Source organism: Streptomyces sp. NPDC031111, assembly GCF_055570675.1.
The window spans coordinates 295,645-316,621 of sequence record NZ_JBVIGS010000002.1 but is presented as its reverse complement, the minus strand read 5'-3'; the positions used below and the strand labels follow the sequence as shown (position 1 = coordinate 316,621).

The 20,977-nt window shown below is 70.2% G+C and carries 21 protein-coding genes; 4 read left to right on the top strand and 17 right to left on the bottom strand.

Annotated elements, in window-relative coordinates; translation table 11 throughout:
- Window positions 1-92: 92 nt before the first annotated feature.
- Complete coding sequence (locus ACZ470_RS05220; protein ID WP_468424541.1) at window positions 93-881, bottom strand: hypothetical protein; 789 nt, start codon at window positions 879-881, stop codon at window positions 93-95.
- A gap of 218 nt (window positions 882-1,099) precedes the next feature.
- Here ACZ470_RS05220 and coaA point away from each other — a divergent pair, with 218 nt between their 5' ends.
- Together coaA and ACZ470_RS05210 are read left to right on the top strand one after the other, a co-directional pair.
- The gene (gene coaA / locus ACZ470_RS05215; protein WP_468424539.1) at window positions 1,100-2,068 is read left to right on the top strand and encodes a type I pantothenate kinase; all 969 of its coding nucleotides are present in this window, start codon (window positions 1,100-1,102) and stop codon (window positions 2,066-2,068) included.
- A gap of 16 nt (window positions 2,069-2,084) precedes the next feature.
- Window positions 2,085-3,032 carry a DUF389 domain-containing protein gene (locus ACZ470_RS05210; RefSeq protein WP_468424538.1) on the top strand — a complete coding sequence of 316 codons (948 nt, stop codon included), beginning with the start codon at window positions 2,085-2,087 and terminating at the stop codon, window positions 3,030-3,032.
- 582 nt (window positions 3,033-3,614) lie between these two features.
- On the opposite strand, the gene glmM is transcribed toward ACZ470_RS05210, so the two are convergent.
- The 4 genes from glmM to ACZ470_RS05190 all read right to left on the bottom strand — a co-directional run bounded on the left by glmM (window position 3,615) and on the right by ACZ470_RS05190 (window position 7,669).
- Window positions 3,615-4,973 (bottom strand): phosphoglucosamine mutase, encoded by a 1,359-nt coding sequence (gene glmM / locus ACZ470_RS05205; RefSeq protein WP_468424536.1) that lies wholly within the window; start codon window positions 4,971-4,973, stop codon window positions 3,615-3,617.
- Between the two features lie 268 nt (window positions 4,974-5,241).
- A complete protein-coding gene (gene rpsI, locus ACZ470_RS05200; RefSeq protein WP_004927169.1) occupies window positions 5,242-5,754 on the bottom strand; it encodes a 30S ribosomal protein S9 in 513 nt (170 codons plus the stop codon).
- A gap of 42 nt (window positions 5,755-5,796) precedes the next feature.
- Window positions 5,797-6,240: a 50S ribosomal protein L13 gene (rplM, locus tag ACZ470_RS05195; RefSeq protein ID WP_004927173.1), complete on the bottom strand. Its 444-nt coding sequence runs from the start codon at window positions 6,238-6,240 to the stop codon at window positions 5,797-5,799.
- Between the two features lie 232 nt (window positions 6,241-6,472).
- Window positions 6,473-7,669: a glycosyltransferase family 87 protein gene (locus ACZ470_RS05190; RefSeq protein ID WP_468424533.1), complete on the bottom strand. Its 1,197-nt coding sequence runs from the start codon at window positions 7,667-7,669 to the stop codon at window positions 6,473-6,475.
- A gap of 74 nt (window positions 7,670-7,743) precedes the next feature.
- Between ACZ470_RS05190 and ACZ470_RS05185 the strand changes: the two genes are divergently transcribed.
- Complete coding sequence (locus ACZ470_RS05185; protein ID WP_468424531.1) at window positions 7,744-8,625, top strand: hypothetical protein; 882 nt, start codon at window positions 7,744-7,746, stop codon at window positions 8,623-8,625.
- A 22-nt stretch (window positions 8,626-8,647) separates the two neighbouring features.
- Here ACZ470_RS05185 and ACZ470_RS05180 read toward each other — a convergent pair whose 3' ends face one another.
- The 5 genes from ACZ470_RS05180 to ACZ470_RS05160 form a co-directional block, all read right to left on the bottom strand.
- The gene (locus ACZ470_RS05180; protein WP_468424529.1) at window positions 8,648-9,733 is read right to left on the bottom strand and encodes a C40 family peptidase; all 1,086 of its coding nucleotides are present in this window, start codon (window positions 9,731-9,733) and stop codon (window positions 8,648-8,650) included.
- A gap of 34 nt (window positions 9,734-9,767) precedes the next feature.
- A complete protein-coding gene (locus ACZ470_RS05175) occupies window positions 9,768-10,250 on the bottom strand; it encodes a poly-gamma-glutamate biosynthesis protein PgsC/CapC (RefSeq protein WP_184761006.1) in 483 nt (160 codons plus the stop codon).
- Window positions 10,251-10,303: 53 nt separating this feature from the next.
- Window positions 10,304-11,854 carry a poly-gamma-glutamate synthase PgsB gene (gene pgsB / locus ACZ470_RS05170; protein ID WP_468424527.1) on the bottom strand — a complete coding sequence of 517 codons (1,551 nt, stop codon included), beginning with the start codon at window positions 11,852-11,854 and terminating at the stop codon, window positions 10,304-10,306.
- 7 nt (window positions 11,855-11,861) lie between these two features.
- Window positions 11,862-14,105, bottom strand: coding sequence for a HAMP domain-containing protein (locus tag ACZ470_RS05165; protein WP_468425183.1), 2,244 nt, complete (start codon window positions 14,103-14,105; stop codon window positions 11,862-11,864).
- Window positions 14,106-14,313: 208 nt separating this feature from the next.
- Window positions 14,314-15,492 (bottom strand): CapA family protein, encoded by a 1,179-nt coding sequence (locus tag ACZ470_RS05160; RefSeq protein WP_468424526.1) that lies wholly within the window; start codon window positions 15,490-15,492, stop codon window positions 14,314-14,316.
- Window positions 15,493-15,605: 113 nt separating this feature from the next.
- Between ACZ470_RS05160 and ACZ470_RS05155 the strand changes: the two genes are divergently transcribed.
- A complete protein-coding gene (locus ACZ470_RS05155; protein WP_468424524.1) occupies window positions 15,606-16,493 on the top strand; it encodes a hypothetical protein in 888 nt (295 codons plus the stop codon).
- A gap of 15 nt (window positions 16,494-16,508) precedes the next feature.
- On the opposite strand, the gene truA is transcribed toward ACZ470_RS05155, so the two are convergent.
- The 7 genes from truA to infA all read right to left on the bottom strand — a co-directional run bounded on the left by truA (window position 16,509) and on the right by infA (window position 20,894).
- On the bottom strand, window positions 16,509-17,366 hold the full coding sequence (gene truA, locus ACZ470_RS05150; protein WP_468424523.1) for a tRNA pseudouridine(38-40) synthase TruA: 858 nt from the start codon (window positions 17,364-17,366) through the stop codon (window positions 16,509-16,511).
- 142 nt (window positions 17,367-17,508) lie between these two features.
- Entirely contained in the window at window positions 17,509-18,000 is a 492-nt protein-coding gene (gene rplQ / locus ACZ470_RS05145; protein ID WP_468424521.1) for a 50S ribosomal protein L17, read from the bottom strand.
- Window positions 18,001-18,162: 162 nt separating this feature from the next.
- Window positions 18,163-19,185: a DNA-directed RNA polymerase subunit alpha gene (locus tag ACZ470_RS05140; RefSeq protein ID WP_003966937.1), complete on the bottom strand. Its 1,023-nt coding sequence runs from the start codon at window positions 19,183-19,185 to the stop codon at window positions 18,163-18,165.
- 269 nt (window positions 19,186-19,454) lie between these two features.
- Window positions 19,455-19,859, bottom strand: coding sequence for a 30S ribosomal protein S11 (gene rpsK / locus ACZ470_RS05135; RefSeq protein ID WP_003956432.1), 405 nt, complete (start codon window positions 19,857-19,859; stop codon window positions 19,455-19,457).
- Between the two features lie 66 nt (window positions 19,860-19,925).
- Window positions 19,926-20,306 (bottom strand): 30S ribosomal protein S13, encoded by a 381-nt coding sequence (gene rpsM / locus ACZ470_RS05130; protein ID WP_004984507.1) that lies wholly within the window; start codon window positions 20,304-20,306, stop codon window positions 19,926-19,928.
- Between the two features lie 192 nt (window positions 20,307-20,498).
- The gene (rpmJ, locus tag ACZ470_RS05125) at window positions 20,499-20,612 is read right to left on the bottom strand and encodes a 50S ribosomal protein L36 (RefSeq protein WP_004984509.1); all 114 of its coding nucleotides are present in this window, start codon (window positions 20,610-20,612) and stop codon (window positions 20,499-20,501) included.
- A 60-nt stretch (window positions 20,613-20,672) separates the two neighbouring features.
- Complete coding sequence (gene infA, locus ACZ470_RS05120; protein WP_003948620.1) at window positions 20,673-20,894, bottom strand: translation initiation factor IF-1; 222 nt, start codon at window positions 20,892-20,894, stop codon at window positions 20,673-20,675.
- Window positions 20,895-20,977 lie beyond the last annotated feature (83 nt).

The window sequence follows — 20,977 nt, the reverse complement described above, 5'->3', positions numbered from 1 at the left end:
TCCGTCAGACGCCGGAAAGGGCCTCCCCGTGCCCGAAATCGGAAATTCCCACCGGTGCACGAAGCACCGGTGGGAACGGAACGCGGGGTGGGTCAGCCGAGCTTGCCGAGCTGAGCGTCGACGACTTCCGCCGGGATCTCGAAGTCCTCGCCGGTGACCATGGCGGAGAGGTTGACGGCGCTGAAGGAGGCGAGCGTGGCGCCCTTGCGGACCACGAGGACCTTCAGGGGCGCGTTGGCCTTGCCGGTCGGCACGCCGAGGGTGAAGGCGACCGCCTCGTCGCCGCCTTCGGGGGCGGCGGTCGTGGTGACTTCGGCGATCGGCGTCTTCTCGTCGGCCGCGGTCGCGGTGAAGCCGCCGGCGCACTTCTCGGCGGCCGTCTTCAGCCCCGCCAGCGCCTGCTCGGCCGCGCCGTCCTCGTAGGAGGCGAGGTTCAGCATCACCTTGTTCACGTCGACGTTGGTCATGTCCTGGCCGTCCGGGCCCGAGTTCTCGGACTGCGTCTCCGTCTGGCCGGTCCAGGAGCGCTTCACGTCGGCCGCCGGCTCGCCCTGGGCGATCCCGAGCTGGGCGTGGATGAGCGGCTGGCAGGCCTCGTCGTCCGTCGAGACCTGGTCCTTCGCGACGTCGTCCTTCGCCGGGATCTTGGTGGTGACCTTGCCGGTCTTGACGTCGGCCTGCGCCAGCGCGGCCTTCTCCAGCTCAGCGGCGGTGAGCGCCTTGGCCGCCGCCGGCGCGGCGGCGGAGGGGCTCGATTCGGCCTTGTCCTTGCCGTCGTCGGCCTTGCCCTCGTCGCCGGAGCCACCGCAGGCGGTGGCGAGCAGGGCGAGCGCGGCGGCGGAGGCGGCGAGCGCGGTACGACGGACGGAGATGGTTCTCACGGGGAACTCTTTCTTCGGAGGCGCGGAGGGATCCGCAACACATGCGGCACTGTAGGCACAGCCGCCTCACAGATAATCCTCGAACAGTTATCCGATATCTGACCGTGACACCTATGTGATCTACCGTCAGTACTGGAAACGGGCAAGCGTGACACAGCCCACCTCCCACCCCGTTCGAACTCCGTTAACAATGGACTGTGATCTCTCCGGTCTCCTCGATGCCCCGGAGCGCCCACCGGCAGCGGCCGGAGGCGACTCCCTACGTCGACCTCACCCGTGCCGAGTGGAGCGCGCTGCGCGACAAGACTCCGCTGCCCCTGTCGGCGGCGGAGGTCGAACAGCTGCGCGGCCTCGGTGACGTCATCGACCTCGACGAGGTACGGGACATCTACCTCCCGCTGTCCCGGCTGCTCAATCTCTACGTCGGCGCCACCGACGGACTGCGCGGCGCCCTGAACACCTTCCTCGGCGAACAGGGCTCGCAGTCCGGCACCCCGTTCGTCATAGGGGTCGCCGGCTCCGTGGCGGTCGGCAAGTCCACGGTGGCCCGGCTGCTCCGCGCCCTGCTCTCCCGCTGGCCCGAGCACCCGCGCGTGGAACTGGTGACGACGGACGGCTTCCTGCTGCCGACGAAGGAGCTCCAGGCCAGGGGCCTGATGTCGCGGAAGGGTTTCCCCGAGTCGTACGACCGCCGCGCGCTGACCCGTTTCGTCGCCGACATCAAGGCCGGCAAGGCGGAGGTCACGGCCCCCGTCTACTCTCACCTGATCTACGACATCGTGCCGGGCGAGAAGCTCACCGTGCGCCGCCCGGACATCCTGATCGTCGAGGGGCTCAACGTCCTCCAGCCCGCCCTCCCCGGCAAGGACGGCCGTACCCGCGTCGGACTCGCCGACTACTTCGACTTCAGCGTGTACGTGGACGCCCGCACGGAGGACATCGAGCGCTGGTACCTCAACCGCTTCAAGCGGCTGCGGGAGACCGCGTTCCAGGACCCCTCCTCGTACTTCCGCAAGTACACCCAGGTCTCCGAGGAGGAGGCCCTGGACTACGCCCGCACGATGTGGCGGACCATCAACAGGCCGAACCTGGTGGAGAACATCGCCCCGACCCGGGGCCGGGCCGCACTGGTGCTGCGCAAGGGGCCGGACCACAAGGTCCAGCGCCTCAGCCTGCGCAAGCTGTGACCGCTACGCTGCCGCCATGCTGCACCTGCGCCTGATCACGCCGGCCGAGAAGACCGACGACGTGGTCCGACTGATCGAGGGGACGATCGGCACGACACACCTGTGTGTGCTGCCGGGTGCCGCCCGCAATCCCGCCGGGGACGTCGTGATGTGCGACGTGGCGCGGGAGGCCGGCGACGATCTGCTCAGCGGGCTCCAGCGGCTGGGCCTGGACACGACCGGTTCCATCGCCGTGGAGAACATCGACCTGTCGCTGTCGAAGCGGGCCGAGAAGGCGGAGGAGGAGGCGCCGGGCGAGAGCGCGGACGCGGTGCTGTGGGAGCACCTGACCGAGGCGACCCACGAGGAGTCGACCCTCTCGGTCACCTATCTCGCGTTCCTCACGCTGGCGACGATGATCGCGGCCTGCGGCGTGGTGCTGGACAACGCGATCCTGATCGTGGGCGCGATGGCGGTGGGCCCGGAGTTCGGCCCGCTGGCGGGCCTCTCGACATCGATCGTGCAGCGCCGGCCGCGCCTCGCGCTGCGCGCGGTGGTCGCCCTGCTGGTGGGCTTCGCGGTGGCGATGGCGGTGACGGTGGGATTCAGCCTCTTCATGGACGCGGTCGGGCTGTTCACCAAGGAGCAGTTGGAGGCCGAGCGGCCGCAGACCGGCTTCGTGTACGCCCCCGACTGGTTCTCGTTCGTGGTGGCGGTACTGGCGGGCGCGGCGGGCACGCTGTCGCTGACGTCCGCGAAGTCCGGGGCGCTGGTGGGGGTGGCCATTTCGGTGACGACGGTGCCGGCCGCGGCGAATGCGGCGGTGGCGTTGAGCTATGGGGACACGGTGCAGACGTGGGGATCGTCCGAGCAGCTGCTGCTCAATCTGCTGGGCATCACGCTGGCCGGTACGGGGACGCTGCTGGCGCAGAAGCGGTTCTGGGCGAGCCAGCACGAGCGGCTGCGCCGGCATGGCACGGGTTGACGGTGCGCTGGGCACGCGGCGCCGTGCGGGCGCCCCACGCTCGGGTGGACCGGGGGTCGGTCTGTACGTCCCGGCGCGGTACGGGTGCCCCACGCTCGGGTGGGCCGGGGGTCGGTCTGTACGTCCCGGCGCCGTACGGGCGCCCCACGCTCGGGTGGACCGGGGGTCGATCTGTACGTCCCGGCGCCGTGCGGGTGCCCCATGCTGGTGCGGGCCGGGGGTGGGTCGCGCGGCCCGGCGCTTGCGGGGTGCCGTCGCGCCCACCCGTGCCGCCCCAGCGGCACGACTGCCCGCGGAGAACGCGGCAGGCGGCTGACCGCGGAGGGCGCCGCGGGCGGCTGACCGCGGAGGGGCGGCAGGCGCCGCGGGCGGCTGACTGCGGCGGATGCGGCGTAGGGGCCGCACCCCGGGCGGCGGATTGCCGCCGACGGCGGGGAGGGGACGGGGCGGGGGTGGCCGCCCGCAGTGGCTGGCGCGTCCGCGCCCTCAGCCCCTCCAAGAAGCGTGATGCGCGCCAGTCCGAGGACGGACACCCCCGACCCGGCCCCGACCCACCCACCGACCGTGGGCGCCCCCGCCGAACTACCCCAGCGCCGACTTCACCGCGTCCGCCAGGCGGCTCGCCACCGAGCGGGCCTGGTCGATGTCCGCCGCCTCGACCATGACACGGACCAGCGGCTCCGTACCGGAGGGCCGGAGCAGCACGCGCCCCGTCTCCCCCAGTTCCCGCTCCGCCTCGCTGACGGCAGTCGCGAGTTCCGCGGACGTCTTCACGCGGCCCTTGTCGACGTCCGGAACATTGATGAGAACCTGCGGAAGACGCTCCATCACGGAGGCCAGCTCCCGCAGCGTACGACCGGTCTGAGCGACCCGCGCCGCCAGCAGCAGCCCGGTCAGCGTGCCGTCCCCGGTGGTCGCGTGGTCGAGGATGATGACATGCCCGGACTGCTCGCCCCCGAGGGCGTAGTCCCGCTCCTTCATCTCCTCCAGCACATACCGGTCACCGACGGCGGTCTGCACCAGCCGGATGCCCTCCCGCTCCATGGCGAGCTTGAAGCCCAGATTGGACATCACCGTCGCCACCACCGTGTCGGAGCGCAACGCGGACCGCTCCCGCATCGCCAGCGCGAGCACCGCGAGGATCTGGTCGCCGTCGACCTCCGCCCCCGTGTGGTCCACGGCCAGGCACCGGTCGGCGTCACCGTCGTGCGCGATCCCCAGCGCCGCCCCGTGCTCGACGACCGCGGCCTTCAGCTGGTCCAGATGGGTCGACCCGCAGCCGTCGTTGATGTTGAGCCCGTCCGGATCGGCCCCGATGGTGACGACCTCGGCCCCGGCCCGCACAAACGCCTCCGGCGAGACCTTCGCGGCGGCACCGTGCGCCTCGTCGAGGACGATCCGCAGACCGTCCAGCCGGTTCGGCAGAACGCCCACGAGATGGGCGACGTACTTGTCGAGCCCCTCCTCGTAGTCCCGCACGCGACCGACCCCCGCGCCGGTCGGCCGGTCCCACGGAGCGCCGGTGCGGTGCTCCTCGTACACGGACTCGATCCGGTCCTCCAGCTCGTCGGCGAGCTTGTGCCCGCCCCGGGCGAAGAACTTGATGCCGTTGTCCGGCATGGCGTTGTGGCTGGCCGAGAGCATCACACCCAGGTCGGCGCCGAGCGCACCGGTGAGGTACGCCACCGCCGGCGTCGGCAGCACGCCGACCCGCAGGACGTCCACGCCCGCGCTCGCGAGGCCCGCGACGACGGCGGCCTCCAGGAACTCTCCGGACGCGCGCGGATCACGTCCGACCACGGCCGTGGGCCGGTGTCCTTCGAACGTGCCCGCCTCGGCCAGTACGTGCGCGGCGGCGACGGACAGGCCGAGCGCCATCTCCGCCGTCAGGTCCGCGTTGGCGACACCGCGCACGCCGTCCGTGCCGAAGAGTCGTCCCACTTGTCCTCCTGAGGAAGCATCAGTATCAAAAGCCGCCCCCGACGGGGCCCGCGGTGTGTTCGACGGTCGCGATGCGAGTGCGGCTCCGCACCCGTGGACACGCGCCACGGCGACCATGCCGGCCATGCGCGACCACGCCCGACCATCCGATCACATTAGCCTTTGAGCGCCTTGTGCCGTTATACGCCCACGGCAAGGAATAAACGAACGCCCCGGCAGCACTGTGGCGTGCCGCCGGGGCGTTCGGAGTACGCGCGAGCGCCTGGGATCAGCGCTTGCTGTACTGCGGGGCCTTACGGGCCTTCTTCAGACCGGCCTTCTTGCGCTCGACCGCACGGTCGTCGCGCTTGAGGAAGCCGGCCTTCTTCAGCGGGCCGCGGTTGTTGTCGACGTCCGCCTCGTTCAGCGCACGGGCGACACCCAGACGGAGCGCACCGGCCTGACCGGAGACACCGCCACCCGCGATGCGGGCGATGACGTCGTAACGACCCTCGAGCTCGAGCACCTTGAAGGGCTCGTTGACTTCCTGCTGGTGCACCTTGTTCGGGAAGTAGTCCTCGAGGGTGCGACCGTTGATCTTCCACTTGCCGGTGCCCGGGACGATCCGGACGCGGGCGATGGCGTTCTTGCGACGGCCCAGGCCGGCGGCCGGCTGGGGCTCGCCGAAGCGGGAGGCCATGGACTCCGAGGTGTACTCGCCCTCGACGGGAACCTCGGACTCGGTGGTGTAGCTGTCGATGTCAAGCTCTTCGAGCGGCTGCTCGGCAGTGGTCTCGGCCACGATTCTCCTCAGATTCTGTTCAGTCTTAGGGGGTGGCCGGACTTACTGCGCGACCTGGGTGATCTCGAACGGCACCGGCTGCTGGGCAGCGTGCGGGTGCTGGTCGCCCGAGTAGACCTTCAGCTTCGAGAGCATCTGACGGCCCAGGGTGTTCTTGGGAAGCATGCCCTTGACGGCCTTCTCGATGGCCTTCTCGGGGTTCTTGTCGAGCAGCTCGTCGTAACGGACGGAGCGCAGACCACCCGGGTAGCCCGAGTGGCGGTACGCCATCTTCTGGGTCCGCTTGTTGCCGGACAGGTGCACCTTGTCCGCGTTGATGATGATGACGAAGTCACCGGTGTCGACGTGGGGCGCGTAGATCGGCTTGTGCTTGCCGCGCAGGATGGAGGCCGCAGTGGAGGCCAGACGGCCCAGGACGACGTCCTGAGCGTCGATGACGTGCCACTGGCGCGTCACATCGCCGGGCTTGGGGCTGTACGTACGCACGGTTCGTAGCCTTCGCTTCTTCAGTGAATGGTCCTGACAAGGTCACCGAAGACGATCACGACAGCCCTGACCGCACAGCGGTGACGCAAACCGCGTGCTGGTCGCTGGTCATCGGCCCGGTGGACCGGTGTAAGGGCCCCTCACGTGAGAATGAGTAAGCCACTACACACAACGAACATGCAGGATACCCACCCTCGGCCGGACGGGTCAAAACGAGCCCGTCCCGGGTGGACTACGCCGATTCTACGGCCGCGCGCCGCTCCCCCCTCGCCTCGCGCGGGCCCTCCGTCTCCTTCGTCCCCCGTACGCAGTGATCCGCGACCGTGACCGCCAGCACGCACAGCGTGAACGCGTCCCGGAAGGCGCGGCGCCGCGGCGACTCCAGCCACGGCCAGGTCACCCCCGGCAGCTGCGGCACCAGGGCGAGCCAGAACCAGGGCCGCCGCGCCACCGCCCCCGCGTACGGCAGCCCGGCGAGCAGCAGCGGCAGCACGACCAGGAGGTAGTGGTTGTAGGAGGGCCGCGAGACCAGGAACGCGGAGAGCATCAGCGCCGCGGACGTCTCCGCCAGCCGCGGCGCCACGGGGCCGGGCCCACGCCAGCGCCGGTGGGCGCACACCACCCCGGCGGCGGCCGCGAGCAGCCCGAGCAGCACGGCCGGGGCCTCCGGCACGCCCAGCCGGGGAAGCACCGCCGCCGGCGAGGCCTCGTAGAGCCGTACGAAGGCGTCGTCGCCGCTCAGCAGGAAGGGCAGGGTGCGGGTGAGGAAGCCGGTGGGGTCGGGCAGCAGCAGCGCCGCCGAGACCGAGGCGACCGCGGGGATCAGCACCAGCACGGCCAGCGCCCGCCACCGGCGCGCGAAGAGGAACAGCAGCGCCATCGGCGCGAGCAGCGGCTTCAGCGCCACGGCCACCCCGATGACCGCGCCCGCCGCGACCCACCGCCCCCGGCTCGCCAGCAGCAGGCACAACGGCAGCGCCAGCACCGCCGTCACCGTCCAGTTGCCCAGCCGCACCAGCTGCCCGAGCGGCGCGAAGCCGGCCGCGAGGCCCAGCAGCCCGAGGACGGCGAGCCTGCTGCGCAGCGGTACGCGGTGCAGCCGCAGGGCGCAGGCCCAGCCCAGGGCGAGGGCGAGGACCACCGCCACCGGCACCAGCACGTCCAGCACGGAGCGCGGCAGCAGCGCCAGCGGGGCGGCGGCCAGGACCGCGCTCGGGAAGTAGAGGAAGTGCCGGTCGTCGTACGGCGAACCACCGTCCAGCCAGGTCCGCGCGGCGTCCACGACGATCGCGTTGTCCATCCCTCCGTCCGAGGTCACCAGCACCGTATGCACCGTCAGCGCGCCCAGCACCGCCACGAGTCCGGCCCACAGATACCGGTTCGCGGGTCGCACCAACCACCCGGAGATGTCGCTTTTGCCCGTCACCATGCGCGCAACGCTAGGCCCTACAGCGCCCGTTGACCGGGACCAGCACACCCCAAGCCCCGTCTAAGATGCGCCCCATGAGTTTTGGGCAGGGGGGACCTCAGCAGCAGTGGGATCCCTGGAAACCGAATTCGCAGCAGCCCTGGAACAGCGGCGGCTCCGGCCAGTCACCCGACTGGGCCGCGCTCGCCGACGCCTCCGAGGCCCGCGCCAAGCGGCGCCGGCTGCTGTTCATAGGCGGCGGTGCGCTCGCCACCGTAGCGATAGGCACGGCCGTGGCGGTCGCCGTCGTCTCGGCGAACGGCAGCGGTGAGGCCTCCCCGGGCGCCTCCTCCCAACTGCCCGGCACCGCCGACATTCCGAGCGCCAGCGGTACGGTCCCGTCGTTCGCCCCGACGAGCGCCCCGCCCCCGCTGGACCCGAAGGACTTCATCGCCAGCGCGAAGAAGGACAAGGCCCCGCTGAGCCCCGACATCCTCTTCCCCGGCACTCAGCTGACCATGGGCGAGACGGTGTACAAGAAGGGCCCGACGGCCGACACCGGGAACTGCGCCTCGGCCGCGAAGGCCACGCTCCCCAAGGTGCTGGACGACAACGACTGCACCCGCCTGATCCGGGTCACCTACACCAAGGACAACGTGGCGGTGACGGTCGGCGTGGCCGTCTTCGACACCGAGGCCCAGGCGACGAAGGCCAAGCAGCAGGCCGACAAGAAGAGCATCGTGAAGTCGCTGGCGGGCGGCGGCGTGAAGGACTTCTGCGCCGGCGCGGTCTGCCGCTCGACCACCAACTCCTACGGCCGCTACGCCTACTTCACCCTGGCCGGCTTCACCAACGGCAAGGACGTGACGGCGAAGGACACGGCCGTCTTCTCCACGGGCGACGACCTCCAGACGTTCACGTTCCGCCAGATCCACCGCCGCGGCGAGGCCCAGGCGTCGGCGGCGGCGAACGAGTAGCCGCCGCCGCGCGGCCGGGACGTCACAGCCGCTTGGCGCTGCGCAGCGTCTTGGCGTAGTAGCCGTTGCCGTCCAGTCGGGAGACACCGCCGATGTCACCGATGGTCGGGCCGTTGACCTCCTCCCGGCTGGACACGAAGATCAGGTGGCCCTCGGTGTCGTAGCCGAGCACCATGCCCACGTGGTCGAGCCGGTCCTTGGTACGGGCGTCGAGCTTGAAGAAGACCAGGTCGCCGGGCTGGAGCTGGTCAATGTTGGACGGCCGGTCGTCCGGCGACACCCCGGTCAGCGGAAGCACGTCGAGGCCCTCCTTGGAGCGGGCCATGCCGTTGGCGGTGCGCGGCAGACCGTCGCCGGCGTCGTCCGAGGACATCAGCGGGTAGCGGGCGCGGTAGCCGAGCACCATGCGGATGAAGCCGGAGCAGTCCAGGGACTTGGCGCGCATGGTCTCCGGGGTGCCGATCGTGCCGTCCCGGAACGGGTACTGGACGCCGAGGTAGTCGTAGAAGTCGGACTGCTCCAGGCGCAGGTCGCCGCCCTCGGCGCCGCTGGTGTTCAGCGGCCCGAAGTTCGCGTCACCGGCGTAGGCGATGCCCTGCTCGTCCTTCTTCTGCGGGGCGCCCGCCACGTACTGGAAGGCGAAGGCGAACAGGTCGTCCTCCTTGCTGTCCCGGTACTCGGCGTACCACTCCTTGAACCACTTCTCCTTCTCGGCGCCCTTCTCCCACACCTCGGGCATGAGCCGGACCCAGTCCGTGGTGGAGACCTTGGAGGACGTCGAGGTCGGCTCCTCGAAGGTGCGCGCCGGTCCGGTCAGCGTGGCGGTGCGCGCCCCGTCGGTGAAGACGGCCTGGATGCTGCCGTTGCCGTCGCGCAGGACGGAGCGCGCGGGGTTCTCCAGCCGGGACCAGCGCGCCTCGCCCTTCTCCTTGGAGCTGCCGCCGGAGTCGCCGCCCCCGTCGAGGACGCCGACGTTCTTGACCTCCGTGACGCCCGGCTCCTCCTGCTTGCGCAGTTCCAGGGTGAGGTAACCGGAGGTCGCGACGAGCACCAGCACCACGAGTCCGGAGACGACCGGACGCGACTTCTTCTTCGCTTTCCCTGCCACCGTTCATTCCTCCGTTGTCATTGGTCAGTGGGTCTCAGACGGTGGGCATGACGCCGAGCAGCAGCCCGGCGGCGACGACGATGTACGCCATGAGGGAGACGGTGCCCGTGGCCAGCAGGGTGGCGCCCTTGGGCTGGCGCACCATCTGGTAGGCGACCAGGCCGGGCACGATGAAGCCGAGGGTCTGGTTGCCGTACAGCAGCGGGAACTCGATCGAGAGCACGATCATCACCGTGGCCTGGAGCAGCACGCCCAGCAGCACCACCGCGGCGAAGAGCCGCTTGCCGTAGAGGATCACCAGCCGCTGCATGATCTTGGTGCCCGCGTAGGTCAGCGCGGTGACGCCCACCATCATGGCCGCGCGCTGGAGGTCCTCGATGAGGGTCAGCGCGATCCAGCCCGGCGTGATCATGCCACCGGGGGACAGATTGGTGGTCAGGTAGCACAGCAGCGAGAAGAACAGGCCTATGGCGATGCCCAGGGCGGCCATCTCGGGGGTCAGTGCGGCGGTGGTCAACGGGGTCTCCGGGCGGGTGAACGGGGTGGGCGTGGCGGGCGGCCCGCGGGTGGTCAGTGGCGCGGGGTCGGTCCGCCGCCCTCGGCGGTCGGATACCGGGTTCCGTCGTGGCGGGGCTGTTGCGGGTCGGCGAAGAACGGGTCGTCGTAGTACGGGTAGGGCTCGGGGGCCGCGGCGTACTGCTGCCCCTGCCCGTACTGCTGGTACTGCTCGTGCTGGTGCTGCCCCTGCTGTCCCTGCCCGCCGTGCTGTCCGTACGGCCCGGTCGGCTGGGCCGGGATGCGGACCACCGGGATCTCCTGGGTCTGCGACGCCTGGTAGCGCTCCTCGTACGCCGTCGGGTAGGACGCGTACGGGTCCAGGCGCTGGGTCTGGACCGGGGCCGGAGTGGCCGGGCTCGGCGCGGTGTCGCCGGTGTCGCTGTCGTCCGCCGGGAGTTCGGCCAGGTACTCCAGGAGTTCCTCGCCCTGGCCGTGGATGTTGCCGATGGCGACCAGGGAGGAACCGTCGGACATGCGGCCGAGCAGGGCCGGCATGAACTCGTCGGCGGACCGCCGCTCGCCGCCCAGGTCGACCGCCCGGTCCCGCCACTCGGCGGGGATGGCGTCGATGGCGCTCTTGGAGGGGTGCCCGATGACGAACACGTTGTCCGGCTGGAGATCGGGGATGATCTCGCCCATCTGCCCGTTGCGCTCCACGCGGTCCGGACGGCAGTTGATCACGACGTTGAGCGGGCGCCGGATCGCGCCGAGGTCGAGCAGCTGGTTGATGTTCATCAGCGTCGACTCGGGGTCGTTGGCCGCAAAGACGTTGGCGAAGGCCACCCGCTTGCCGTCGGGGGCGACGTAGCGCTCCACGGAGAGGACGCCCGGGTCCGGCGGCGCGTCGTACATGCCCTGGAGGGCGACCTTGCGCTCCACTCCGAGCAGCTCGGCGACGACGAGGGCGATCGCGACGTTCTCCTTGAAGGTGAACCAGCTGAAGCCGCGCAGCTCCTCGTCGGTGACCATCTCGGGGTCGGCGTAGATCAGCTTGCAGTTACGGGCGTCCGCCTCCTCCTGGAGGATGTGGAAGCGCTCCTTCTCCGCGGTGACGCAGATGCCGTCCTCGGGCATCGAGCGGCACAGCGAGCGGGCCACGTCGTCGAGGGTGGGGCCCATCTCGGCGAGGTGGTCCTCGCGGACGTTGCACAGCACGCCGATCGTGGAGCGGATCAGCTTGCTCTGGTTGACCTCCTGGAGGGCCGGCATGACCGCCATGCACTCGATGACGAGGGCGTCGGGGCGGTAGGTGGCGGCCCGGCGGACGATGCCGATCTGCTCGACGACGTTGGCGATGCCGAACTTGCGGTAGACCGGCTCCTCGGTGGCGTCGGGGTGTATGAAGCGGGCGGCCGTGCCGGTCGTCTTGGCCACGGTGACCAGGTCGCCGCCGCGCAGCGCGCCGGCGCACAGCCGGGTGATGGAGGACTTGCCGCGGATGCCGTTGACGAGCACGCGGGACGGGATGGAGTGCAGGGCGGCGTAGTGCCTGCGCTGCTCCACGATGCCCGCGGCGAGCAGGAACAGGCTGCCGACCAGCAGGACGAAGTACAGGTAGAGCACGGCGGGGTCACCTTCCTCCGGCGCCGAGCCGGGGCTCGGTGGACCGGCGTGCCTGGTTCTGTCGGCGGGCCTGCAACTGCTGGCGGATCAGTTCGAGGCTCCGGACGACGGCCCCGACCTCGTCCTGGTAGCGGGGGAAGTGGACGGTCTTGAGGTCGCCGTCGGCGAGCTTCTCGGCACTGGCGGCCAGGGCCCGCAGCGGCCGGGCGACGACCAGGTACACCCAGCCGAGGCAGACGACGATCGCGGCGAGGCCGAGCAGTCCGGCGAGCACGCTGCGGTCCTCGCGCTCGTAGGCGGCGATCTGGAAGTGCTTGGCGTTCTGCCAGCTGACGACGGTCCAGCCGAGGTCGGAGGCGACACCGCCACCGGAGAAGGGGGCCGCGGCTGCGACGGTGACGCTGCCGCCCTCGCGGATGAGCAGGCCGTTCTCGACGGGCCCGGCGCCGACCGGCACGTTGCCGGCCCGCACCAGGTCGGGCAGGGCGTCGTTCGGCAGGTCCTCGAAGGCGAGGAAGCCGTCACTGGCGGCGAGGGTGTCGCCGTCGGAGTTGACGACCCGGACCTCGCCGAGGCCGGGCCGCTTCAGCAGGGAGTTCAGGAACTCCACGCGGACCTCGCCGACGAGGGTGGTGCCCTTGTGCTCGGGCACCGGCGCGCCGGCCTGGATCACGGGCTTCTTGCCGCCCTTGCCGGAGACCCGGACCAGGGGAAGGTCCTTGTCGTCGCTCCACTCGTGCGCGTCGCCGCCGGCCCGGGCGACGACCTCGCCGGAGTCGTCCACGACGTACAGCGCCTGGTAGCGGGTGTGCTCGCGCAGGGCGTCGGTGAGCAGGTCGGCGGTGGCGTCGGGATCGTCGGCGTCGATCAGCCGAGAGGTGGAGACCAGGTCGGCCTGGGCCTCGTTCAGCGCCCGGCGGACCCGGTCGGCGACCAGGTCGGTGCGGTCGCGCTGGTCGTTGACCATGGTGGCGGGCACGCTGACCGAGCCGTCGGTGCGGTTCAGCAGCAGGCCGACGGGCACGCACCACAGGAGCAGCAGTACGGCGGTGACCGCGAGCGGCACGCGCACGCCGAGTCGGGCCCCGCCGCGCCCGGCGCCGGACCCCTCGCCGGCACCGTTGAGCTGGGACCGCAGGCGTTCCAGGGCGGCGCCGATCCGGGCGGCCTCGCCCCAGCGGGGCACCGAGACGGGCCGGGTGAGGTCGCCCCGGGCGAGTCGGCGGGACTCCAGGAAGAGCCGCAGCAGCGGCCGCTGCACGGCCGCCCACAGCACGGCCGCGGCCAGCAGGCCGAGCGCGATCAGGGCGCCGGCCGCGATCAGTCCGTACAGTTCCCGGCCGGTGTCGGCGGCGCTCTGCTGCTGGACCACGGGGAGCATGGCCACCACGGTGAGCCCGAGGCCGGCGGCGACGCTGTCCTTCTCCTCCGGGTCGGAGGAGGCGAGCGAGGCGTATCCGGCGGTGGTGACCCGGCCGTTGTAGTCGTCGCCCAGCAGGGTCCCGCTGACGCCCGGGTAGCCGTGGGAGCCGGGCTCCTTGGCGCTGACGGGGTGCTCCTCGGTCCGGGCGGCGGCCTGGTCGGAGAGCCGGGACATCTGCTTCTGGAGGAACTCGAGCTCCTCGCGCTCCTGATCGGAGTTGAGGGCCTCGGACTGTTCGAAGCCCTCGGTGGCGAGGACCTCGCCGTCCCGGGACACGACGGCCATGCTGCGGAACGGGCCGAGGTTGATGGCCGGCACGGACAGGCTGTTGGAGGCGATCAGCAGCTGCTGCGGCCGGTCCTTCCAGTCCAGGACGGCCATCGTCATCAGCCGGACGTCACCGGTCTCCAGCCGCACCATGCGCGGGCTGAGGGCGTGCTCCCCGGTCAGGACGTCCTTGTCGAGCCAGGCGAGCGGAATCCTTTCGCCGCGTGCGGCGAGCACGTCCCCGCTCTCCAGGTCCAGCACCGTGGTGCCGGTCCACTTCTGGTACGTCTTGCCCAGGTCGGACAGGACGTCCTCGGGCTCGACCCGCTTCCCCTCCTTGAGCGCCGCGGCGGTGCGCTGGAGGTCCGTGACCCGCTCGTCGATCGAGGCGCGGAGCGCGATGGCCCCGTCCTCCGCGAAGTGCTGCTGCGACGTCCGCACGGCCTTGGGGACCACGGGGTCACCGCCGGGTCCGAGGACCTTCGCCGTCAGACCGGCCAGGGCGACGATCAGCAGACAGAGCACTGCGATCGGGGGACGGATGCCGCCCAGGAGCGGCATGTCCGCACGTCTGCGGCTGCGGCGCCGCCCCGTCCGCCCGGAGTTCGCGGCACGACTCGATGTCACCGGTCTTCTTCCTTGGTTGCTGCGGTGTGTCCAGCGCTCGCCGGACACACCGCTCGCGCGGTTGTGCGACGCCGTCACTCAAAAGACTGATAAGCCCTGAAAAAGTTGCGCTCTGAGTGCAAGGAGAGGTATGTGGCGCTCGTCACTCCTCCAGGGACAGCGGCTTCAGGCCGTCGCCCCCCGGAGCACCGCGGTTGTAGAGGAAGCCGCGGGTACGGTCCTCCGCGAGCCGGTAGCGGGCGAGCCGCTCCTCGGAGAGATCGCCGGGCTCGTCCAGCACGCCCCGTACGTCCACCAGCCGGTGGTCCTCGACCGCGCCCTCGGGCAGCTTCTCGCCGGGCTCCACCTCGGGCGGGATGTCCATCAGCGTGGTGCGGTAGCGGGCGGTGACGTCCCAGCCCTCGGCCGTCTCCCGGAACTGGAACCAGCCGATCGCCCCCTCCTCGGTCAGCCCGGTCGGGGAGGAGTGGCGGGCCACCTGGTTGCCGAGGCCGTAGGCGATCCAGGTGCCGTTGACCTTCTGGATCGGCTGGACCACGTGGGCGTGGTGTCCGATCACCAGATCGATGCCCGTCTCCTCGGTGATCCGCTCGGCCAGGTCCAGCTGGGGCACACTCGGCTCGTTGTAGTGCTCCAGGCCCCAGTGGATCGAGAGGATCACCACCTCGGCCCCCTCCTCACGGGCCCGGCTCTCGGCCTGCTTGATCTCCTCCGTGCTGCTCCGGTTGAAGGCCCAGCGCTTGCTCTCGGGCGTGGGGTTGAGGAAGGACTCCCAGGAGTACGACAGATGCGCGACCTTGACGCCGTTGACGTCACGGATGTTGATCTTCTTCGCTTCCTCGGGCGTGCGCGCGGAGCCGGTGTGTCCGAGCTCCAGCTCGTCCATGGCGTTCAGGGTGTTCCGTACACCCTTCATGCCGTGGTCGTAGGTGTGGTTGGAGGCCGTGGAGCAGGTGTCGTACCCCACATCCTTGATCGCTGTCAGGATCTGCGGGGGAACCAGGAATTCCGGGTATCCCTCGAAGGGGCCCTTGGGCTTCCCGACGGGCGTCTCCATGTGACAGATCGCCAGGTCGGCCGCGCTGATGACCGGCTTCACCCCGGCGAGCATCGGCCGGAAGTCCAGCCCCTCCTCGCCCTCACCGGTCTCCTCGGCGTCCTTGGCCGCCTGCTCGACCAGCTCGGGGTGGATGAGGATGTCACCCGAGGCGGCCACGGTGAACGAGCGGCCACCCGGCTTCGCCTGCGGCTCCACCGTCCCGGAACCGCAGGCCGCGGTGAGGGACACGGCGGCCACCAGGATCGCCACGGCACGGCCCATACGGAGAGACTTACGGAATGTCACCGAAACATGTTCACACGCCGCACATAAGCAACTCTGGCTTTACCATTACAAGACAGTCACACTTTGTATATGTTCTGGGTCTGATCGGTTTGCTCCTCGCTCTGACGGGATGCCAGAAGTCCTCCGAGCCCACCGCCGAGGACTCCGAACCGACGGCCCGGGAACTGGTCGACCTGCGCGGTCGTGTCCTGTCGTACACGGAGGACCTGAACCCCGACGGCCCCTACGTACCACCCGACGACAAGCAGCGCGCACAACTGGCGCGTGGTGTAGGGCACTTGCTGGAGGGGGACGCACGCGAGGCCGAGCGGCTGCTCGCCCCGATCGGCCTCGGTGTCACCCGGCTCACCGACACCGACTCCGGCCGCCGCTACGACGAGGTCGCGGCCACCGGCTCGGGCGAGAGCGCACGATGGGGCCGGCTGTATGTGAACGCGGACTCCCGCCTCCGCTGGAACGCGCAGGTGCCGCACCCCGTCTCCGACCGCGACACCGAGGCGCTCGGCGTGCGCCTGCTGGAGGACACCCCGGGCGGTGCGCTGGTCCTGGCCGGCGCGCACCGCAGGGCGGGACACGACGACGCCGCGGATGTCGCCCACCGCGAGGACAGCGCCTTCCACAGCATCGTCCTGGAGCTCCAGAAGCGCGGGGTGCCCGGCGTCCAGCTGCACGGATTCTCCGAGTCCACCACGGACCGGTACGACGCCGTCGTGTCCACCGGCGCCGCGGAGAGCGCGCCCGGAGAGGTGTCCGCCCTGGCCGACCGCATGGAGTCGGACGGCCTGCGGGTCTGCCGGGGCTGGACGGCGCGCTGCCCGCTGGAGGGTACGACGAACGTCCAGGGCCGGGCCGCCGAGCGGCAGCACGCGACCTTCGTCCACCTGGAACTGGCCCCCGGCGCCCGGGGGGACGGCCGTGACGCCGACGAGGCCGCGGCCGCCGTGGCCGGGCTGCTCACCGACTGGGCGGAGGACTGAGCGGCCCGACCGGGTTCAGCAGCAGCGGGCCGTCGGCAGGGTCCGCTTGCTGCGGGCCTCCTTGCTGCGGGCCGCGAGGAGTTCGTCGGCCGGGTAGCCGACCTCCTCCAGGGTCAGCCCGTGCGGGCGCACGACGTGCACGGCCGAGTCCCTCACGCCCGCCGCCAGCACCTTCGCCGGCCAGTCGGGCGGGCGGTGGCCGTCGCCGACGAACAGCAGCGCGCCGATCAGCGAGCGCACCATGTTGTGGCAGAACGCGTCGGCCCGGACGGTCGCCGTGACGATGCCGTCCTCGCCGCGCACCAGGCTCAGCTCCTGGAGCGTGCGGATGGTCGTCGCGCCCTCCCGCCGCTTGCAGTACGCGGCGAAGTCGTGCTCCCCCAGCAGCCCCCGGGCCGCCTCGTTCATGGCGTCGACGTCGAGCGGCCAGTCGTGCCACAGGACGTGGCCGCGCAGCAGCGGGTCGACGCCGCCCGGGTTGTCGGTGAAACGGTAGGCGTAGCGGCGCCAGATCGCGGAGAAGCGGGCGTTGAAGCCCGGCGGGGCCTCGCGCAGCGCCCACACCCTCACGTCCCTCGGCAGCCGCCCGGCGAGCCGCTTGAGCAGCTTGGTGTGGTGCTCGGCCCACACCTCCCGCGGCAGATCGACGTGAGCGACCTGACCCCGGGCGTGCACTCCGGCGTCGGTGCGCCCCGCCACGGTCAGTTCGTACGTCGTCCCGCCGGACCGCGTCACGGTCCGCAGGGCGTCCTCGATCTCACCCTGAACGGTCCGCCGCCCGCCGGCCTGCCTGGCCCACCCGGAGAACTCGGTCCCGTCGTAGGAAAGGTCGAGTCGGACCCGCACGAACCCCGGCTGCACTTCGTCACTCACACAGAGATCCTCTCACCGACACGAAAGCGGGCCCGCTCCTCGAAAGGAACGGACCCGCAACGCGCCCCAAAGGGGCGCCGGGAACTGCGCGACAAGCCACGACGAAGCCGCAGCCGCCACCACACAGCCCCCGGCAGAACGCTTACGCGTCCTTCGACTCCTCGGCGGAAGCCTCATCGGCCTTGGCCTCGACGGCCTCGTCCTTCTTGAGGGCGTCCTCCTTGACGGCACGCTTCGTGGCGGCCTCGGCCTCGCCGGTGGCCTGCTGCTGCACCGTCAGCGCCTCGACCAGCTCGATGACGGCCATGGGCGCGTTGTCGCCACGGCGGTTACCGATCTTGGTGATGCGGGTGTAGCCACCGGGACGGTTCTCGTACCGCGGGCCGATCTCGGTGAAGAGCGTGTGGACGATGCTCTTGTCCGTGATGACCTGGAGCACCTGACGGCGGTTGTGAAGGTCGCCCTTCTTCGCCTTGGTGACCAGACGCTCGGCGTACGGACGCAGCTTGCGCGCCTTCGCCTCGGTGGTGGTGATGCGGCCGTGCTCGAACAGCGCCTTCGCGAGGTTCGCGAGGAGCAGCTTCTCGTGCGCGGCGCTGCCGCCCATACGGGCACCCTTGGTGGGCCTCGGCATGGTGTTTCTCCTAGGTGTCTGCCCCGGCCGTATCAGGTACCGGAGTCAGTATCCGAGCAGACGGTCGTCTGTCGGAGACCCCGCGCCCCATAGGGGCGCGGGGAACTGCGCGACCAGCCACAGCCGGCCGGCAGCCAAGTACGGACCGAAGGTCCCGAGCCCTTAGTACTGCTCGGTCTCCACGAAGCCCGCGTCCGCGTCGTCGTCCGCGCCGAACGCGTCCGCCGCAGCGGTCGGGTCGAACCCGGGAGGCGAGTCCTTCAGCGCGAGACCCATACCCGCCAGCTTCGCCTTGACCTCGTCAATGGACTTCGCACCGAAGTTGCGGATGTCCAGGAGGTCCGCCTCGGAACGAGCGACGAGCTCACCCACGGAGTGGATGCCCTCACGCTTGAGGCAGTTGTACGACCGAACGGTGAGCTCCAGCTCCTCGATCGGCAGCGCCAGGTCGGCGGCGAGGGCGGCGTCCGTGGGGGACGGGCCCATGTCGATGCCCTCGGCGTCGATGTTCAGCTCGCGGGCGAGACCGAACAGCTCGACCAGGGTCTTACCGGCGGAGGCCATGGCGTCACGCGGACGCATCGCCTGCTTGGTCTCGACGTCGACGATCAGCTTGTCGAAGTCGGTGCGCTGCTCGACACGGGTCGCCTCGACCTTGTAGGTGACCTTGAGAACCGGCGAGTAGATCGAGTCGACCGGGATGCGCCCGATCTCCTGACCGACCTGCTTGTTCTGCACGGCGGAGACGTAGCCGCGACCGCGCTCGACGGTCAGCTCCATCTCCAGCTTGCCCTTGCCGTTGAGCGTGGCGAGGACGAGGTCGGGGTTGTGCACCTCGACACCGGCCGGGGGCGCGATGTCGGCGGCGGTGACCAGACCCGGGCCCTGCTTGCGCAGGTACATCACAACGGGCTCGTCGTGCTCGGACGACACGACCAGCTGCTTGATGTTGAGGATCAGGTCGGTGACGTCCTCCTTGACGCCCGGCACGGTGGTGAACTCGTGCAGGACGCCGTCGATGCGGATGCTGGTGACAGCGGCACCGGGGATCGACGACAGGAGGGTGCGGCGGAGCGAGTTGCCGAGGGTGTAGCCGAAGCCCGGCTCCAGCGGCTCGATCACGAACCGGGAGCGGAATTCGTCGACGACCTCTTCGGTCAACGAGGGACGCTGAGCGATCAGCATGTGTGGATCAGATCCTTCTTTCGTGGACGCCCGCTATTTGACGTCCGACGGAAACCGCACCCGGTGAAAAGTGCGGGTACTGCAAGGGTACGGGCGATACGGCCCTTACGAGCCGTACCGCCCGGAACCCGAAGCCGAACGAAGCGGCCGTGCGTCAGACGCGGCGGCGTCAGACGCGGCGGCGCTTCGGCGGGCGGCAGCCGTGCTGCGACATTGCGGGGGGCGACCCCCGCACCCCCAGCAGGGAGCCGACCGACCGAGCCGGTGCGTCAGACGCGGCGGCGCTTCGGCGGACGGCAGCCGTTGTGCGGGGTCGGGGTGACGTCCTGGATGGAGCCGACCTCGAGGCCCGTGGCCTGGAGGGAGCGGATCGCGGTCTCACGACCGGAGCCCGGGCCCTTGACGAACACGTCGACCTTGCGCATGCCGTGCTCCTGGGCGCGGCGGGCAGCCGACTCGGCGGCCATCTGCGCGGCGAACGGCGTGGACTTCCGGGAGCCCTTGAAGCCGACGTGGCCGGCGGAGGCCCAGGAGATCACGTTGCCGGACGGGTCCGTGATCGACACGATGGTGTTGTTGAACGTGCTCTTGATGTGCGCGTGGCCGTGAGCGACGTTCTTCTTTTCCTTGCGGCGCACCTTCTTGGCAGCGCCCTGACGACCCTTGGGGGGCATCTGTACTCCTACGGGAGGTGGTCGGTCCTACAGCGAAGACCGCTGGACGGCGAAGTCCGCTGAGGACTACTTCTTGCCCGGCTTCTTCTTGCCGGCGATGGCGCGACGCGGGCCCTTGCGGGTACGCGCGTTGGTGCTGGTGCGCTGACCGCGGACGGGCAGACCGCGACGGTGACGCAGACCCTGGTAGGTGCCGATCTCGACCTTGCGGCGGATGTCGGCCTGGATCTCGCGACGGAGGTCACCCTCGGTCTTGATGTTGTTGTCGACGTACTCGCGGATCGCGACGAGCTGCTCCTCGGAGAGGTCGCGAACGCGGGTGTTCGGGTCGACGCCGGTGGCGGCCAGCGTCTGCTGCGAAAGGGTCCGGCCGATGCCGAACACGTAGGTGAGGGCGATCTCCACGCGCTTTTCGCGCGGGATGTCAACACCGGAAACGCGTGCCATTCAATGGCTCCAGTTGATTGTCGGAGGTCTTCCACAGGACCGGACCCCAGCCGCCGTACCAGGTACGAACTGGGTCCCCAGCCTCCGAGCCGGGGGTGTCGAGCCGAGGGGCTCGGGACCTGCGTATGAACATGTGTTGCTCGCGTCGCGCGAATTTCTGCGGAAAGTCGCAGAGGGTCGATCGTGCTGCGGTCAGCCCTGGCGCTGCTTGTGGCGCGGGTTCTCGCAAATGATCATGACCCGGCCGTGACGGCGGATCACCCTGCACTTGTCGCAGATCTTCTTGACGCTCGGCTTGACCTTCATGGGATGTGAGGTTCTCCGGGTCAGTGCCATCACCCCGGCGAACCGGGGCGCGGGCAAGATCTACTTGTACCGGTAGACGATCCGGCCACGCGTCAGGTCGTACGGAGACAGCTCCACCACGACCCGGTCGTCAGGGAGGATGCGGATGTAGTGCATACGCATCTTGCCGCTGATGTGTGCCAGGACCTGGTGGCCGTTCTGGAGCTCGACCTTGAACATGGCGTTCGGAAGAGACTCGACGACAGTGCCCTCGATCTCGATGGCACCTTGCTTCTTGGCCACGCTTCGCCCTTCGAATCGACTACCTTGATCGACTCTGGCGTGCACCGTGAGTACATGCAGACATGCGGGTGCACAAGAGCCGA